Consider the following 16,599-nt stretch of genomic DNA (forward strand, 5'->3'; position numbering starts at 1 on the left):
TAACAGGATTTCTGCTCCTCTCTAGTAAGTTTTGCCACGCTAGGTTATTTCTAAGCTGACCTCTCCAATTTTTATATTTCTGACTCACCCTGATTTCTACTTTTCCTCTGCCTAGAGTGACAAAAGAGGGTTATGTACCCATGTCTGGGTTTAAACGTTTAAAAATTTGCCAGCCTTGGCAAATTTTTTCGCTTCGATGACTTGTCTAAGCAATAGCCGTTTTGTTGATAACGCAGAACATTGTTGATTCAATATAATTGGCGATCGCTTTGGGGCATCAATCCAGTACATGGCTACACAAATTTCATTCAACAATTAAAACCATTATGATAATAAGGTTTTGAATCTATATAAGTATATTTACTGGGGGAACTTCAGATTAAGCGATCGCACTCAACCAACTACTTTTGACCACACCAATGCCAATGAGTTTTCCTTCCGAGTCACTCTTCTAAAAGAGTAATAGTTACTTGGCGATAACCTCGCTCTCGCAATGGTACTGTCTCCAAATAACGAGGGTCTGTTAACCACTTGCGTACGTGATCAGCAGAAGGAAACTTTAATATCCGAATAGATTCTCCTTCAAAAGAGCCTAGCAATTGTTCTTTGACATTCAGACGTAAAACCAGTTCTGCTCCATACTCATCGCGAATGATTTTAGCTTGTCTTTTGTAATTTTCTAGAGCTTCTGGTTCGTCAGGATTAGGTGTTAGTATGGCAAGTACATAAACCATTTACTTTTCCTCTTTGGTAATTATGGACTTCAAGCGATCAAGCTTTGAGTGACTCTTGCTAAAGATTTGATACTTTTGTTTCTCGGAGCTTTTCTAAAACGCTGCGATCTTCCAAGGTTGAGGTATCACCAGATATTTCCTGTCCAGTCACTATTGATTTCAGCAACCGCCGCATGATTTTACCCGACCGCGTTTTTGGCAAAGTGTCCGTAAAGCGAATTTCCCCAGGACGAGCGATCGCTCCTATCTCTTTGACAACATGCTGTTTTAGTTCTTGACTCAGTTCTTCACTAGATATGTACTTACTTTCTAAAGTAATGAAAGCTACAATATCTTCACCTTTAAGTTCATCTAGTTTGCTGACCACGGCTGCTTTAACCACTGCTGGGTGAGATACTAGGGCTGATTCTACTTCCATTGTGCCGAGACGATGACCTGATACATTAATGACATCGTCTACTCTTCCCATGATCCAGAAGTACCCTTCTTCATCACGTCTTGCACCATCACCAGCAAAGTAGACATACTGTTCATCTTTCGGGGGAATATATTCCCAATAATTACGTCGAAAGCGTTCTGGATCGCCATATATTGTTCGCATCATGCCAGGCCAAGGATAGCGAATAACTAAATAAGCACCTTCGTTGTCTTTTACTGAGTTACCTTCTAAATCCACCACATCAGCTAAAATTCCTGGGAAAGGACGAGTTGCTGAACCAGGTTTAGTAGAGATAGCACCAGGTAGTGGTGTAATCATTATTCCACCAGTTTCTGTTTGCCACCAAGTATCGACAATTGGACAGCGATCGCCACCGATCACTTTGTAATACCACATCCAAGCTTCTGGGTTAATTGGTTCACCTACAGTTCCCAACAAGCGCAAAGAAGACAGGTTTCGCGTTTGGGGCAAATGTTCACCCATTTTGATAAAGGTACGAATGGCAGTAGGTGCAGTATAAAAAATTGTTACTCCATATTTCTCTATAATGTCCCAAAAACAACCAGGGTTGGAGGAACGGGGTGCACCTTCATACATGACTGTTGTTGTGCCATTAGATAAGGGGCCAGAAACAATATAGCTATGTCCGGTAATCCAACCTATATCAGCAGTACACCAGTGTACATCTTTCTCTTGAAGGTCAAAGATCCATTTAGTGGTGATATGTGTGTATAAGTTATAACCACTATGTGTATGCACAACACCTTTGGGTTTACGAGTACTCCCAGAAGTTTAAAGAATAAATAGCATATCTTCACTGTCCATTTGTTCAGCCGGACAGTCTGTTGATACACTCTTTTGCAAATCATGCCACCAATTGTCACGTCCTGGTTCCATATGAATTTTTTGCCTGGTACGCTCGACAACTAGGACACTTTGCACTGTAGGCACAGCATTATTAGCGAGGGCTTGGTCTACTCGCTCTTTAAGAGGTACAATCGCATCTTTACGCCAACCACCATCAGCAGTGATCACTAATTTGGCTTGGGCGTCAATTAATCTATCCCGTAAAGCTTCCGCACTAAAACCACCAAAGACAACACTGTGGGGTGCGCCAATTCTCGCACAGGCTAACATCGCGATCGCAGCTTCGGGAATCATCGGCATATAAATACCAACGCGATCGCCTTTTTGTACTCCCAATTGTTTGAGGACATTGGCAAATTGACACACTTCCCGATGTAGTTGGGCGTAGGTGAGGGTGCGTGAGTCTCCTGGTTCTCCTTCCCAAATGATCGCGGCTTTATTTTTGCGCCAAGTAGTTAAATGTCTGTCAAGACAATTGTAAGAAATATTTATTTTACCGTTCACAAACCACTTGGCAAACGGTGGTTGCCAATCTAAAACTTTGTCCCACTTCGCAAACCAGTTTAATTCTTGTTCTGCTAATTCTGCCCAGAATTGTTCAGGATGGGCTTTAGCTTTGTTGTAGAGGTGCTGATAATCTGCCAAGCTTTTAGCCAATAAATAAATTTTCTAGTTCCTGATCACTCATGCGGGCAAATATCGTTGGATTAGCAATTTTGTACCCATTTAAGTGCAAGATTGGTAAAACGGCTCCGTCATGTGTAGGATTCAGGAACTTGTTGCTGTGCCAACTAGCAGCAAGCGGACCTGTTTCTGCTTCTCCGTCACCAATTACGCAGCAAACAATTAGATCAGGATTATCGAAAGCAGCACCATAGGCGTGAACGAGAGAATAACCAAGTTCACCACCTTCATGAATGGAACCAGGAATTTCAGGAGCAACGTGGCTGGGAATACCACCAGGAAAAGAGAATTGTTTGAACAACCGCTTCATCCCTTCGGCATCTTGGGAAACGTTGGGGTAAAATTCACTGTATGTTCCTTCTAAATAGGTGTTGGCAACCAAAGCAGGACCACCATGACCAGGGCCAGCTATATAAATCACGTTCAGATCATACTTCTTGATGATACGGTTGCAATGCACATAGATGAAGTTAAGACCGGGAGTAGTACCCCAATGACCAAGTAGTCTGGGCTTAATATGCTCTAATCGCAACGGCTCTTTGAGTAGTGGGTTATCTAAAAGATAAATTTGTCCGACTGAAAGATAATTAGTTGCACGCCAGTAAGCGTTCATCTTGTCTAGTTCTTCAACAGTTAGAGCATCTTGTTGAATTGCGGAACCTATCAAACTAACCATACTTAATACCTGTTTACTGAATTGCTACAAATGGATAAAGTCGAACTGAGAGGTTGTTTGGCAATCGGTATACGCCAAAGTTTAATTGTTTCGTCTCCACTACCACTAGCTAAGGTCTTACCTTGAGGACTAAAAGCAACTGACCAAACGGGTTTAGAATGCTCTGTCAAATTGTTCAGCAATTCACCAGTGGGTACATGCCATAGTTTGATTGTTTTGTCATAGCTACTACTGGCAAGAGTTTGCTGGTCTGAGCTAAAGTCCACTGATAATACTTCTGCCGAATGCCCTACAACTGAGCATAATGTTCTGCCATTGGTAATGTGCCATAGCTTGATAGTTTTATCAGCACTACCACTGGCTAAAGTCTGTCCGTCAGAACTAAAGGCAAGCGATCTCACTCTTCCTGAATGCCCTGCTAGTACATGCAACACTTTGCGAGAGGGTAACTGCCAAATCTTGATGCTACCACTTTCATTGCCACTAGCTAGGGTAATACCTTGAGGACTAAAAGCCACAGACCTTACCCAGTCTTCATCCTCAAAGGCGGAGAGTTGTTTGCCAGTGTTTAAGTCCCACAGCCGTATAGTCTTGTCGGTACTACCACTGGCAAGTAGTTTTCCATTCGGGCTAATGGCGATCGCTTTCACATCATCTGTATGCCCTGCAAGGGTACTAATCAGAGTCCCTGTTTGCAAATTCCATAACTTAATCCGATTATCCCAGCTACTACTAGCAAGTATATTACCATCGGGACTGATAGCAAGAGATTCAATTGCATCGGTATGTGCTTTGAAAGTGCGAAGTAATTTACCACTATGCAGGTTCCAAATTTTGATCGTGCCATCATAACTACCACTAACTAAAGTCTTACCATCTGGGTAGAAGGCGAGTGCATAAACCCATACTGAATGACTTTTGAAGGTACTAAAAGATTGAGTAGTTAGATCAGAGTTAGAGGCTAGCGTGATTGTTTCTGATTTTGAAAACAATTTAGATGAGTAGATTCCAAGACTAGCTGCCATTGCCGTTATTGCCAAGGCTAGTGAAACTGTATAGTAATTTGGCTTTAACACCATACAGAGGCGCTCCATTTTCAGAATCTATGCAATGGTTAATCATGCTATCTTATAGTGTTTGCCGGTAACTTTGTTTGAGATATTTTTTCCTTTGTTTTTTGTGGTTGCTCTTGGTACTCAATCCAAAGTCTAATCAGCAGTAAAATTATTATCGTGGTAGAACCCACAATTCCAACAGGTGTTAAATATGTCCAATGGCCTGACATTTTATCCCAAATATGCCATGTCAAAAGAAATGTAGCTAGGTAAGTCAGTTGATGCAATTTTTTCCAATTTTTCTTCAGTTTCTTCACACTCCAGTTGTTAGAGGTGATAGCCAGAAGTGTAAAAATTATCAAAGTGATTGTCCCCTGAAAATAAATTAAATATGTCTTTGGATCAAAAGCATCAAAATTCCTTTTTTTTACCATTAGGAATCCATGTCCCAAGGCAAAAAAAAAGCAAGAATACCAATCAGACGCCGATGTTTCAGCAGCAATTGAGGTAGGCCAGTTGCTTTTGTTTGAGGAAAAACGATTTTTAGAATCGTAGGCAGCAATGTGACAATATAGCTAACTAATGCCAAGAATCCAAGGTTATTGGCTAATGATGCTATATCCATACTCATACTAAATATTCTCCTTATTTTTACAAAATGAGGTCGTAGAACTTGCACTACAAATTTAGATGTCAAAGCGTAAGTCCGAAAAATTGATTCAGAGGTTAACTGTACGCATTAAAGCCTCTGGATAACGCATACCAGCTGCAACACCCTGCGGTGCTACCTGATCAATACGTTGTAGGTCATCTACAGTCAGTTGTATTTCTAAAGCACCAAAATTTTCTTCTAAATGAGTTCGTCGCTTAGTTCCGGGTATTGGAACAATATCCTCTCCTTGTGCTAGCAGCCAAGCTAAGGCAAGTTGTGAAGGTTGGCAACCTTTTTCTTGAGCGATCGCCTCAATACGCTTCAAAAATATAAGATTCTGTTGAAAGTTTTCATCTTGAAAACGTGGCAAACGCCGCCGTAAATCATCCTCTGCCAAGTTATCAATATTTTTAATTTGACTTGTGAAAAAGCCGCGACCTAGTGGACTAAAAGCGACTAGTCCAATTCCTAGTTCCCGACAGGTAGGTAAAATTTCAGCTTCAACATCGCGACACCACAAAGAATACTCATTCTGCAATGCGGTGATTGGATGAATAGCATGAGCGCGTCGAACCGTTTGAGCAGCAGCTTCTGAAAGACCGAGAAAGCGAACTTTGCCCTCTTGCACTAACTGTGCCATTGCACCTACGGTTTCCTCTATAGGTGTATTGGGGTCAACGCGGTGCTGATAATACAAATCGATTTCTTCTACACCAAGACGACGCAGGCTAGCCTCACAAGCAAAACGCACATATTCAGGTCTACCATTAATCTCAGCAATACTACCGTCTTTTCCCCGCAGAATACCGAATTTGGTTGCTAAGACCACTTGCTGGCGATGTTCTCGGATTACTTTTGCGATTAGTTCTTCATTATGACCAATTCCATAAGCATCTGCTGTGTCTATAAAGTTTAAACCTAAGTCTAGGGAACGGTGAATAGTTGCAATTGCTTCTTTTTCATCACGGGAACCATAGTATTCTGACATCCCCATGCATCCTAAACCCAGTTCTGAAACAATCAATCCTTGATTACCAAGTTTCCGCTTTTTCATTTTTTCTCTAGTATCTAAGTCCCAAAAAAGAAAAGAAAGTAGAAAAGTTTAGCTGTGATATGTAATGACTGCTTCACGGAGTTGCTGGATTGCTTGCTGATTAATTCTTTGAGCGTAAGCTTGCGGTACTATCGTCTCTAAATTGCGACAGGTAACAAACATCTTACCCCCCAATGTGACTGCTCCTACAATAATTGGGGCAATTCCTGCTACTGTTATATAAAGTTGCTGCAAGTGCAGTGAACCAAACTGCACTGGAAAATCTAAGCGACCTAAATTGGTGACAGTTAGATCTGAACCTATCAATCCTTTCAAATATTTTCGTAACTTCAATGCGTCAGGCTTGGTAGATAAAAAAGCTTTTACTTCTAACAGATGATTGAATATCTTGTTACTTGCCATTACCTGTTTGAGCTGACGTTTAACATCTCTAGCTACATTGCATAAATTACTTGTATCTCTAATTCGATGGTAAGTGACTTCACGAGTATAGTATGTTCCAAAATCTTCACCTACTTGTGGTACAAGGTAATTTCTAAGGTTAATCGGAGACATACATTTGAGAATTGCATCGTCTGCCAACTTCATTTCATTAGCAATTGCTAAGAGGTATGATGCACATATTATACTATGAACGCTAATTTCCTCTTTGCGACAGTACGAGATTAATTTAGCAGTTTCCTCTGGTAAAAAACACCAGTAAATTAGATAATTTTGTTTTTCATAAATACTGTTTTGAGAAATAGATAATTTTTGTTCAAAGATTGTGGAATTCTCTTGATTGATAGGATATCTTGTTCCAATGAATTGATCACTAGTGTCTTTTAAAGGAATTAGCTCTTCACAGGAAGGTAATTCTCGCTGCTGTGGCAGGTAATTTATGTCAAGTTCACTAAGATAGTACAAGATATCTCTTAATAAGTAAACTCCTGATAAGCCATCACCAATACAATGGTCAAAGCTGACAATAAGCTCAGAAATACTAGGAGATTGCAGACAAATCACACGTACTAGAGGATCATCAGTCCTAGAAAAAGGACGAGAAAGTTCTTCTTGCACCTCCAGACACCAATGTCCTTCTCCTTGGCGTTCAATGACTTGCAGTGGAATACTAGCAACTCCTTCTGATACAAATCGTGGATGCTCTGAGTTTTCGTCTACAACTTTTACCTTCAGCAGTGGATGTCGCTGTTGAACCCAAGCCAAAGCTGCATTGAGTTGTTTAGTAGTGATTGCTCCTGTAATAGTTGCACAAAGAACAACGTTTATTGGTTTAGTCTGAGCTAGTAAAGATAGTGTTTGTTCTGAGGCTCCTAATAAACGGTTCATAAAACCTCCGTAAGGTTAAATGCGTCATGGCTTAACCATTTACCCAATTTGTGTAGTTCCCTGTATATTGATATTGATAATAAATGCTGTGATCAATAAGAAGAGAGCTAGAATTGCACACAAACCAGAAAAACCAATAGGATTTAAAAGGTTAGTTACTAAAGGGCCAAAACTAGCACCGATAAAAAGCACAAATGTGTATAAAGCGAGTGCAGAACCACTGGCTCCAGTAGCAATAGAACCTACAAGGGCAATCAAGGATGGCATGATTGCAGATATACCTGTAACAAAGATACTACTTGAAAGTACTAGAATGAATAGTTGACCAGAAATAGCTTCTAAAGCTAAACCAACAGATGCAAGCACAAGTCCTGTCAGGACTACATTTTTGCTTCCCCATCGCTTGATAAAACTACTAGTAAATGGAGCTAGTAGCATTCCAGGAATACCAGCCATCCGAATAAACAAAAGATTGTTTTGGCTAATTCCATATCGACTAACTAGATGTGGTTCCAATCCACTGTACATTGATACAAAGCTGAGGAGAACCATGAAAGCTGCTGTATAGGCAGCAAGAAGTCGATGCGATTTCAAGAGGAATATCATATTTTTGTAAACACTGAGAACGCTGGTAGCAGACTTTTTGGTTACACTATCAGGAAATCGATAAGCAACAATAAAAGCAGCTACAGTGTAAGCGATCGCTAAAAACCAAAATATCCAACGCCAGCCATAGGTTAAAATTACTAGACTTGCATACACTTGCCCTACGATACCAGCTAAAAGAAATCCTGTACTCACGCAAGCAATACCAGTAGCACGAGTTGATACAGGTAAAACTTCACTGACATAAACTAAAGCGATTGGTGCAAATGTTGCAGCCAGAAATCCTTGCAAAGTCCGAAATTTAATCAGGAAATCAAAAGAGGGACTTGCACCCACAGCAATAGTTATCAAAGCTAGCATTGCTAGTCCAGGAACTAGTAATACTTTGCAACCAAATCGGTCACAAAGAGGACCAAATATCAAAAAACCAAAAGCATATGCAAAACCAAATGTACTTGCAATCCATGTTGCTGCGATTGGAGATATATGAAAATATTCGCGAATAACTGGAATTAAAGGAATTGCCAAGTAAAGTTGGGACAGTACAAGTAAAGCACAAACTGATAGAACAGTTATCACCAACGGGACATTGAGTGCAGGTGTGAAAATTCGGCGATGTTTGTACATTGGTTGTCAATTTAAATACCTGAATTATTTAATCTTCAACATCGTTAAATTCGGCTCAATACTCAGGTAAATTGTAATTATTACTACATATTTGCGTAAAATTGTAGCGCTTTTAAATGCCCCAGAAACCTGAATTCATCCCACCAGGTAGCAGAGTTTTATCGTATAGAATTCGCTACAAATTAATGAAAAATTGTAGTACATACCTCACATATCGGAAGTATGTACTAATTTTGACTACACTAAAGCATTGTTGACAACGTAATTACCTAAATTTAATCCCAATGTGAAAGATTCATTGGCACTAGTTGGGTAATGTACTCCACCGTAGATGCGACTTAAACTATCTTCAACACCAGCCTCATAGAAGCTACCGTATGACCGAGATATACCTGGTGTTTCTGGTGAAGTAATGGTGAAATTAAAATCCTCACCAAAAAAGTCAGTTAAAACTTCCACAGCTGCACCAGCACCTATAGAATGTCCTGCTAAATATTCAGGATTAGGTGGAGTTGTTAACAGTGGCATCCATTCTGGATCGCCAACAGTATCTGGATTGCCATCATTATCAGCTTCCCGAATTGCAGTCACTGGCCGCCATAGACCAAAATTGTACTTGGATGCTAAGACGGCAATACCTGAATCAGCTTGTCCAAAGTTGAGCAGTGCAAATAAGCGGGCATTTTCCACTAATGTATTATCCTGCTGAATAGCAATCTCTTCTGCAATTTGGTTCCAAAAACCCGTGACTCCAAAGCTATCTATGCGATCAAAAGACCAGAATTTGGCAATTTCTGTTTGGTCATCTGTACGTAATGTGCTATCAACACTACCTAAAGCCTTGGTTTCATTAATCTCTGCTGCATATTGTTCGCTTGTCAACTCTGGGAAACCCTCGCCCAAGTAGTCATCAACTGAAGGTATAACAAAGGGAGTAACTTTACCCCACTCCGAAAATCCTGCTGGTAAGTAATTAGGAGGCGTTGGTCGCCATTCACCAGCTTCGGTTCCTGGCTCGTAGAAACCCCCTGAATAAATATCTGCACCATCTGTACTGCGAATTTCTAATATTTCCTCAGCAACGTATGTTCCTAACTCAATACCTTTGAGTTTTGCAGCATCATCAGGGATTTCTGCCAGCGATCTTTTGAACTGGAGGTCGAATTCAGCTGTTTGAGTTGGGAACAGATCAACTAAGGCAGTATATGCTGCTGCTGCTGCTGCTGCTTCAAGGGAAGCACCCTCAGCGACAGATTCCTCCACGCTCACAAGATAAGGATCGTAGCTGCGATCTATAGCATTGACTGCATCGTATATTGCCGCATGAACGATCGCCAAATCACGTGCTGCTATTGGAGCAAACTTTCGAGTATTTTGTACTGCATTTAAAGCGGTTGCATTCCAATCGATGACAACATCGCTATTATTTACAGAAACATGTGTACTGCCTAAATTATTTTCCGTATTGCTTTCAGCAACGTAATTGGCTGCTTCAACTCCAGCAATCAAATAGTAAGAACCAGGTGCAACAACAGAGGGGTTACGAACTTCAGATCCTGCGAAGTCTATAGTAAATTCTTGGGATTCTCCAGGCGATAAGTTAACTAAAACAGAATCTACACTACCTAGTAACTCATCTTCACCGACTAAATTCCCTTCATTTAAAGGTGAATCTAAATCTGAGTCTATAGATGCATAGAGATTAATATCTAAAGGTCCTGCAAATTGTCCCTCACCTTCATTTGTGACAACAACACGAACTAATCCCTGTTCTTGAGGAAACAGTCCGGGTGAATCTATATTTTCAATTTGGATTGTTAAGTCTGGAGATAAAGCAATATTGTTTGAAGTCATTGAAAGATCCTCCTATGAAATGTGAATAAAGCAGCTTTTGATCGTCAAATCGATTTAGCTCCAAAAACTTCTTTCATCTGGTCAACTGTTGTCTGCAATGAATTAATATCTTCAACATTCAAAATCAAAGCAGACGGAACAATTTTGCTAATTAACTTGGATAATACTTGCCCCGGGCCGATCTCAACAAAAATTTCAATTCCTTGTTGATGAATGTAACGTATTGAAGCCTCCCACAGAACAGCAGAAGTCATTTGTTGCTTCAACAAGTTTGCCCATTCATAACCGTTAATAACTGGCTGGGCTGTAACATTCGAGATCACAGGTATAGTTGCATTACGAAATTGCACATTACGAATCTCATCAGCAAATTCTTGGGCAGCTTCTTGCATCAAAGGAGAATGAAATGCTCCTGAAACAGGCAAAGGAATAGCCTTGATATTATTTTCAAAGGCACATAGAATTGCTGCTTCTACAGAATTATCATCTCCAGAAATCACTATTTGCTCTGGTGAATTTAAGTTAGCAGGAACTAATACACCATCTGATTGAACAGCCTTTGCACACAACCTTTCTACTTCCTGTAAGGTTACTCCTTTCAGAGCTACCATACCGCCCTTTTGCATCTTTGACATCAAAGAGCTTCTAAGCTGAATCAAACGCATAGCATCAGAGAAAGAGAGTACACCAGCAGCAATCAAAGCAGCATATTCTCCAGCACTGTGTCCACAAATAAAATCTGGATTAACAGGAAAATGTATTTGAAAGACAGTGTGTAATGCTATGCTCGTTGTCAATAAGCAAGGTTGTGTGATTGAGGTTGTCGTCAAATCATCTTCAGAACCAAAGAAGCAAAGGTCTTGAATAGTTAAATCGGTAATCTGTTCTGCAACTTTGAAAATTTCCTCTGCTAATGGGAACTCTTGAGCTATCTCTCTTCCCATTCCTACATATTGAGAACCTTGTCCTGGGAAGACTAGTGCGTAACGAGCTTGCTTAATTTGTTTCATACCCCAAATAATGCTTCTAATGCCAAAGCTACTCCATCTTCGCGGTTAGAGAGTGTTACAAAGTCAGCCACTTGTTTAAGTTCAGGTACTGCATTACCCATTGCAATACCTAGCCCCACATTTTGAATCATTTCTATATCGTTGTAGTTGTCACCAAAACTGATAATTGCTTCTGGTTCAATACCCAAATGTTTGGCGACTTGCAAAACTCCTTTGCCTTTGGAAGTATTAGGAGGTAAAAACTGCATCCTCCAAATATTACCTTGCCAAGGAACTAATATGCAATCAACTTTTCCTTGTAATTGAGCAGATACTTGCGTTAATAATTGCTCTAGCACATCTTTGGTATCTATTACTAAGATACTTGTGGGAGTTTCTTCAAGTTGTTCTAATGAGGAGATATATTGCAGAGCAACTTGCAATTCTTGTGAATAGCGATCGCTATAAGGATTAGGAGTTGTCAGATAAATATGATCATCACAATTAAAATGAATAATTGTTTCCTGTCCTGATAGCAAATTTAGTAATGCTGCAACTACATCTTTTGGAATTGTCTGGTGATGATAAATTTCACCTGTTTTCACATCTTTGACTAAGGCTCCATTATGGGCAACAATCAGACCTGGCGTTCCTAATTTTTCAAGATGATTTTTTACAGCACTGGCCATGCGAGCTGTTGCCAATAAGACAATTATGCCTTTTCTGGCAATCATTTTCACAGCTGCAATTGTACGTTCTGAAAGTTGATGGTGGGGATCTAGTAAAGTCCCATCCATATCAAAAGCTACCATTCTAAAGTAACTAATCTTATTTCCAGAAGTTATTTGATGTAGCTTATGAAAATATACGTTCTCTGCACTAATCATTCTTGACTCCCGCTCCTAAAAACTGGTAAGCATCTTGTACAGTTTTAATTTTTCCGGCTTGAGTGGTAGATATCTTCACACCAAATTTTTGACGTATTAACATGACAATTTTGACGATATCTACAGAAGAAATTCCGACATCATCTACCCAGGAAGATTCAGGACGAAGTTGAGCTTTGTTGATGTTAAGTCTTTGGGCAACTGCATTGCAGAATTCCTCAAAAGAGGCTTGACTAGAATGTTTATCATTGATTGCAATCATAAGCTTCCTCTTTTACTATCCTCGTGAGAAGTACTAAGCGATTAACTTGATGTTGAAATATGGTATTTCTAGTGGTTAAACCAATTGACTGTTAACTCAAACAGTTCTTGTTGATGAAATGGAAATGAATGATGCGCTCCTTCTATGATCTGTAACTTTGGTGGATTCTGGAAATTCATTTGTGCTTGTTCTACAAGTTTTTCTATCTCTGGTAATGGAACAGTGGCATCCTCAGTACCATGAATGATTAATAAAGGCTGGGTGAGTTGAGCAATTTCCTGGAGCATATCAAGTTCGGAAGATTGCTTGAGAATTTCAGGTCCACATCGCATTAGTTCGCCATGATAGATAAATTCTGCTTCTTCACCCTCTTGCAGTATAGAAAATGCATCTTCTCCAATCAGCCGCAACACAGCACCTGATAAATCAGTAAATGGGGCCCATGCTACGGTCTTATGTATTTGTGAGTTTCTCGCGCTTTCTCGAATTACACTCACTCCACCCAAGCAATGTCCAACTAGTCCGATTCTGTTCGGGTCAACGCCATCTATTGTCGTAACTAAATTGATCGCAGCTTGTAAATCCTCTAATTCTCTATCCAAGGTCAGGTCTACCAAATCACCATCACTATCACCTGAACCTGCAAAGTCAAATCGAAATACCGAGAGATTGTATTTGGTTGCATAACGAGCAAATTCCACAAACCTTCGGCTTCCACCAATTTTTGTACCAGCAAAACCATGACATGTAATTAAGCAAGGTCTTGGTTGATCTCCTTGGCCGTGATGCATAACACCAACAAGATTTTGATCGCGCTGATTCTGAAATACGAATGCTTCCATTTTTGGCATATGATATACCTCTTATGATGCTTAAATTTTGCAATCCTTCCAGCACATTGCTACTGCGATCGCTACTGCAAAATCTTTTTCATGACTAATACTCACATCTAGATGAATGGCTGCCATTTTCATCCAATACGAAAGAGCAGATCCTTGCAAAAAAACAATTGGTTTTCCAGAACTATTGTGTAGAACTTCTATATCTACTAGTTCAGTCTCGCTAATACTACTTTCCAAAACTTTTAAAATTGCTTCTTTGCAAGCAAACTTACCTGCTAGTCGTTGCAGTCGATGAGTTTCGTGAGCAAGAGCTATAGTATCCTTCCATTCTCTTTCTGTAAGCCAGACTCCTATTGGTGCATCTATCATTTCTTGTATATCTTTGATACAGACTATATCTATTCCAGTCTTTATTTGGATAGAAGACTCACTAGAAGATGCACAAAGCCTGTCTTCCATAAACATTCGATTTTTGATGTGTAAACAACTATTTAGCAAACAAAGGATTTGTCCCAGCGAATTAAACTCGCTGCACAAGTCAGTCCTGCTCCAAACCCAAGCATCATTACATAATCATCCGGTACAATTTTCCCTTCTTGAACTGCATCAAATAAAGCTAGTGGAATTGAAGCAGCAGATGTATTCCCATATTTATGCAAGTTACACATGAAACGCTCAAATGGAATTCCCAGAAATACAGCCACTTCTTCAATAATATGAAAATTTGCCTGATGAGGAACAATCAGCTGAACGTCTTCAATGGATATCTTTGCTTGTTCGCAGGTATCGATGATGGCATCACACACTATAGGCACTACAGCTTGGAATAATTCTTTTCCTTTCATTTTCAAAAAGTGTTGCCTATTTTCGACAGTTTGAATTGATGCTGGCAGTGTAGTTCCACCAGCAGGCATAAATAATAGATCCTGACCTGAACCATCAGCACGAAGTACAGAACTCAAAAAACAATTTTCCTGTCCTGATTCAAGCAAAACCGCTCCTGCGCCATCCCCAAACAAAACACATGTAGAACGATCTTGCCAGTCTATACATCTGGAAAGAACTTCTGCTCCTATAACTAAGGCATTACGAACTGCACCAGTTTTGATGAATTGTGCTGCTATTTCAAGACCGTAAACAAATCCCGAACACGCTGCTGAGATATCAAAGGCAAAGGCATTAGTTGCCCCTATACTATTTTGTACTTTACAAGCAACTGATGGAAATGGAGTATCTGGCATCATAGTCGCCACTAAAATCATTTCTATTGCCAATGGATCGATTCCATGCTTGTTTAAGACTTGTCTTGCAGCAGCAGTTGCTAAAGTAGATGTGTTTTCTTCAGGAGCAGCAATCCGACGTTCAATGATCCCAGTTCTGGTTCTAATCCACTCATCAGATGTATCCACGATTTTTGCTATATCGTGGTTTGTCATGACTTTAGTAGGCACGTAGATTCCTAAAGCAGACAATTTGATAGGTATCACACATATCTCCTATGAAAATATCAAATGATTATGATTTGGATTGCTGTCTAAACATGCTTATGTATTGACAGCAAAATTGTGTCAAACTGACTGTATTATTTGAGGTACAGCCATCGCGATACTTGCTTCCTGGTTAGAGTATGAAACCCTAATTACAGGCTTACCATCTACTAAAGTTAGTAGAAGACAGCACTTATCACCAGTTTCAGAATCCCAACAGTAGATTGGAATACCGGAATGTTGCGAAAATTCTTCCTTAGCTTTTTGGAGATCGCAAAAAGTTACATTCTTAACTGTAACTAGATTTGTTCTTAAAAGAGCTTCTGCAAGAATGAACACGGAGCCAATTTCACTTAAGCCTCTGCTTTCTAAAGAAATATTCTTGCCAGATTTTAACTCATTCAATTCTGTATCAGAAAGTTTCAGTCCGAGAAGATTTACTGCTTTTTGAATATTGCAAACTTCCAGATCTAGTGTTTGTTCAAACATATCACTATTCACATCTCTACTCAAGGATTGTATTGCTGTCAGAATCTTGATCAGGTATATAAATAAATGCTTCTACAGATCAACAAAAAGCTAACCAGAAATATTAATATAGTGGGCAGGATTTCTCAGCAAGACTCCATAAGGATTTATATGACCTACTTTGACAGCAAAATCAGCCATTCAATATTCTGTCAAAATTTATTAAGCATCAAGAATGACCAAAAGTTTCTTTGGATAAAACTTCTAACAATCGCACTCACAGAGCTTGTAAGAAATGCGGATATTGCTGCTTATGTAAACTCTGATTGAGAATTAATAAGATAAATGACAGCTTCAAGCTAAATCCTTGCTAATTAAAGCTTCTGCATTTAGCAACTACATCAAAACGTGTTAGCTAAATTGATATTAGCTTTATTCTTTAAAAAAGAACATACCTAATGTTGTGTTTCCAATGATACTTAATTTATTTTTCTTATCAGGTTAAAATTTAGGTTAAAATTATTTAGCTAAAATTATTAATTAAATTTTATACTTAAAAAAATTGTAATTACTAGTGCAAATTCTACGAAAAGATAACAAAAATCCCATGATGAAGATTAAAAATTTTGTAAAAAATTATACCCTGATTCTAAAAAAACTGATTTTTGAAAAGTATTAAGTTTTAAAAAAAAATCCTTCTCAAGATGGATACTTGTTCTCAAATAACAAAAACAGTGAATAAAAATAGAAATTGTCAAGGTTGAGATCCTAAACTGAACAATTGATATATCTTAAAAAAGTATTAAAACAATTAATAACCCATAATTTCGCAGGTCTATTTAGGAGAGTAGGATAATATTTTTGGCAAGGAGTAATAAGAAACTGGAGAATCCAACGACGTTCATTTGTAAAATGAGCAATTTGTTTGGCATTAGCAAGCATTATGAGATGAATGGACATAAATTTCTTTCTACTTATGGACGCATCGACAAAATTCACTCACTTTTAAATTGCTATGAATGATGTGCGATCGCTTTTTATAAGTGTTTTTAATTAATAAGGAAGCGATCGCTGATAAAAATCGCTT

Annotated in this window: 16 protein-coding genes and 2 pseudogenes; all 18 read right to left on the bottom strand. The window is 39.1% G+C overall.

The genetic code is table 11. The annotated features are described in order from the left end of the window. Nucleotides 1-150 precede the first annotated feature (150 nt). A complete protein-coding gene (locus UYI_RS37825) occupies nucleotides 151-312 on the bottom strand; it encodes a hypothetical protein (protein WP_162140427.1) in 162 nt (53 codons plus the stop codon). Nucleotides 313-443: 131 nt separating this feature from the next. Then, nucleotides 444-734: a DUF1330 domain-containing protein gene (locus UYI_RS0127655; protein ID WP_016869930.1), complete on the bottom strand. Its 291-nt coding sequence runs from the start codon at nucleotides 732-734 to the stop codon at nucleotides 444-446. Nucleotides 735-792: 58 nt separating this feature from the next. Continuing rightward, nucleotides 793-2,691, bottom strand: a pseudogene (acs, locus tag UYI_RS33540) (acetate--CoA ligase); the annotation flags it as partial. A gap of 1 nt (nucleotide 2,692) precedes the next feature. Beyond that, nucleotides 2,693-3,400 (bottom strand): annotated as a pseudogene (locus tag UYI_RS35360) (phosphoketolase family protein); the annotation flags it as partial. Nucleotides 3,401-3,402: 2 nt separating this feature from the next. After that, nucleotides 3,403-4,479 (bottom strand): WD40 repeat domain-containing protein, encoded by a 1,077-nt coding sequence (locus UYI_RS33545; protein WP_016869934.1) that lies wholly within the window; start codon nucleotides 4,477-4,479, stop codon nucleotides 3,403-3,405. Between the two features lie 44 nt (nucleotides 4,480-4,523). Then, complete coding sequence (locus UYI_RS33550) at nucleotides 4,524-4,889, bottom strand: hypothetical protein (RefSeq protein WP_235148034.1); 366 nt, start codon at nucleotides 4,887-4,889, stop codon at nucleotides 4,524-4,526. Beyond that, complete coding sequence (locus UYI_RS39345) at nucleotides 4,889-5,086, bottom strand: hypothetical protein (RefSeq protein WP_235148035.1); 198 nt, start codon at nucleotides 5,084-5,086, stop codon at nucleotides 4,889-4,891. The genes UYI_RS33550 and UYI_RS39345 overlap by 1 nt, the downstream gene beginning before the upstream one ends. Nucleotides 5,087-5,174: 88 nt before the next feature. Then, nucleotides 5,175-6,161 (bottom strand): aldo/keto reductase, encoded by a 987-nt coding sequence (locus UYI_RS0127675; protein WP_016869935.1) that lies wholly within the window; start codon nucleotides 6,159-6,161, stop codon nucleotides 5,175-5,177. 48 nt (nucleotides 6,162-6,209) lie between these two features. Continuing rightward, the gene (locus UYI_RS0127680) at nucleotides 6,210-7,490 is read right to left on the bottom strand and encodes a phthiocerol/phthiodiolone dimycocerosyl transferase family protein (RefSeq protein WP_016869936.1); all 1,281 of its coding nucleotides are present in this window, start codon (nucleotides 7,488-7,490) and stop codon (nucleotides 6,210-6,212) included. A 39-nt stretch (nucleotides 7,491-7,529) separates the two neighbouring features. Further along, the gene (locus UYI_RS0127685) at nucleotides 7,530-8,723 is read right to left on the bottom strand and encodes an MFS transporter (protein WP_016869937.1); all 1,194 of its coding nucleotides are present in this window, start codon (nucleotides 8,721-8,723) and stop codon (nucleotides 7,530-7,532) included. Nucleotides 8,724-8,960: 237 nt separating this feature from the next. Continuing rightward, complete coding sequence (locus UYI_RS33555) at nucleotides 8,961-10,577, bottom strand: CARDB domain-containing protein (RefSeq protein ID WP_016869938.1); 1,617 nt, start codon at nucleotides 10,575-10,577, stop codon at nucleotides 8,961-8,963. 44 nt (nucleotides 10,578-10,621) lie between these two features. Continuing rightward, nucleotides 10,622-11,587: an ACP S-malonyltransferase gene (gene fabD, locus UYI_RS0127695; RefSeq protein ID WP_016869939.1), complete on the bottom strand. Its 966-nt coding sequence runs from the start codon at nucleotides 11,585-11,587 to the stop codon at nucleotides 10,622-10,624. After that, the gene (locus tag UYI_RS0127700; RefSeq protein WP_016869940.1) at nucleotides 11,584-12,453 is read right to left on the bottom strand and encodes a Cof-type HAD-IIB family hydrolase; all 870 of its coding nucleotides are present in this window, start codon (nucleotides 12,451-12,453) and stop codon (nucleotides 11,584-11,586) included. The genes fabD and UYI_RS0127700 overlap by 4 nt, the downstream gene beginning before the upstream one ends. Beyond that, the gene (locus UYI_RS33560; RefSeq protein WP_016869941.1) at nucleotides 12,446-12,715 is read right to left on the bottom strand and encodes an acyl carrier protein; all 270 of its coding nucleotides are present in this window, start codon (nucleotides 12,713-12,715) and stop codon (nucleotides 12,446-12,448) included. Before UYI_RS33560 ends, UYI_RS0127700 begins: the two co-directional genes overlap by 8 nt. A 68-nt stretch (nucleotides 12,716-12,783) precedes the next feature. Further along, on the bottom strand, nucleotides 12,784-13,566 hold the full coding sequence (locus UYI_RS34275; protein ID WP_016869942.1) for an alpha/beta hydrolase: 783 nt from the start codon (nucleotides 13,564-13,566) through the stop codon (nucleotides 12,784-12,786). A gap of 21 nt (nucleotides 13,567-13,587) precedes the next feature. After that, the gene (locus UYI_RS34280) at nucleotides 13,588-14,016 is read right to left on the bottom strand and encodes a holo-ACP synthase (protein ID WP_016869943.1); all 429 of its coding nucleotides are present in this window, start codon (nucleotides 14,014-14,016) and stop codon (nucleotides 13,588-13,590) included. 32 nt (nucleotides 14,017-14,048) lie between these two features. Next, nucleotides 14,049-15,044: a beta-ketoacyl-ACP synthase III gene (locus UYI_RS0127720; RefSeq protein ID WP_016869944.1), complete on the bottom strand. Its 996-nt coding sequence runs from the start codon at nucleotides 15,042-15,044 to the stop codon at nucleotides 14,049-14,051. 81 nt (nucleotides 15,045-15,125) lie between these two features. After that, nucleotides 15,126-15,533 carry a hypothetical protein gene (locus tag UYI_RS0127725; RefSeq protein WP_016869945.1) on the bottom strand — a complete coding sequence of 136 codons (408 nt, stop codon included), beginning with the start codon at nucleotides 15,531-15,533 and terminating at the stop codon, nucleotides 15,126-15,128. Nucleotides 15,534-16,599 lie beyond the last annotated feature (1,066 nt).

This window comes from Fischerella muscicola PCC 7414, from assembly GCF_000317205.1.
Lineage (GTDB): Bacteria > Cyanobacteriota > Cyanobacteriia > Cyanobacteriales > Nostocaceae > Fischerella > Fischerella muscicola.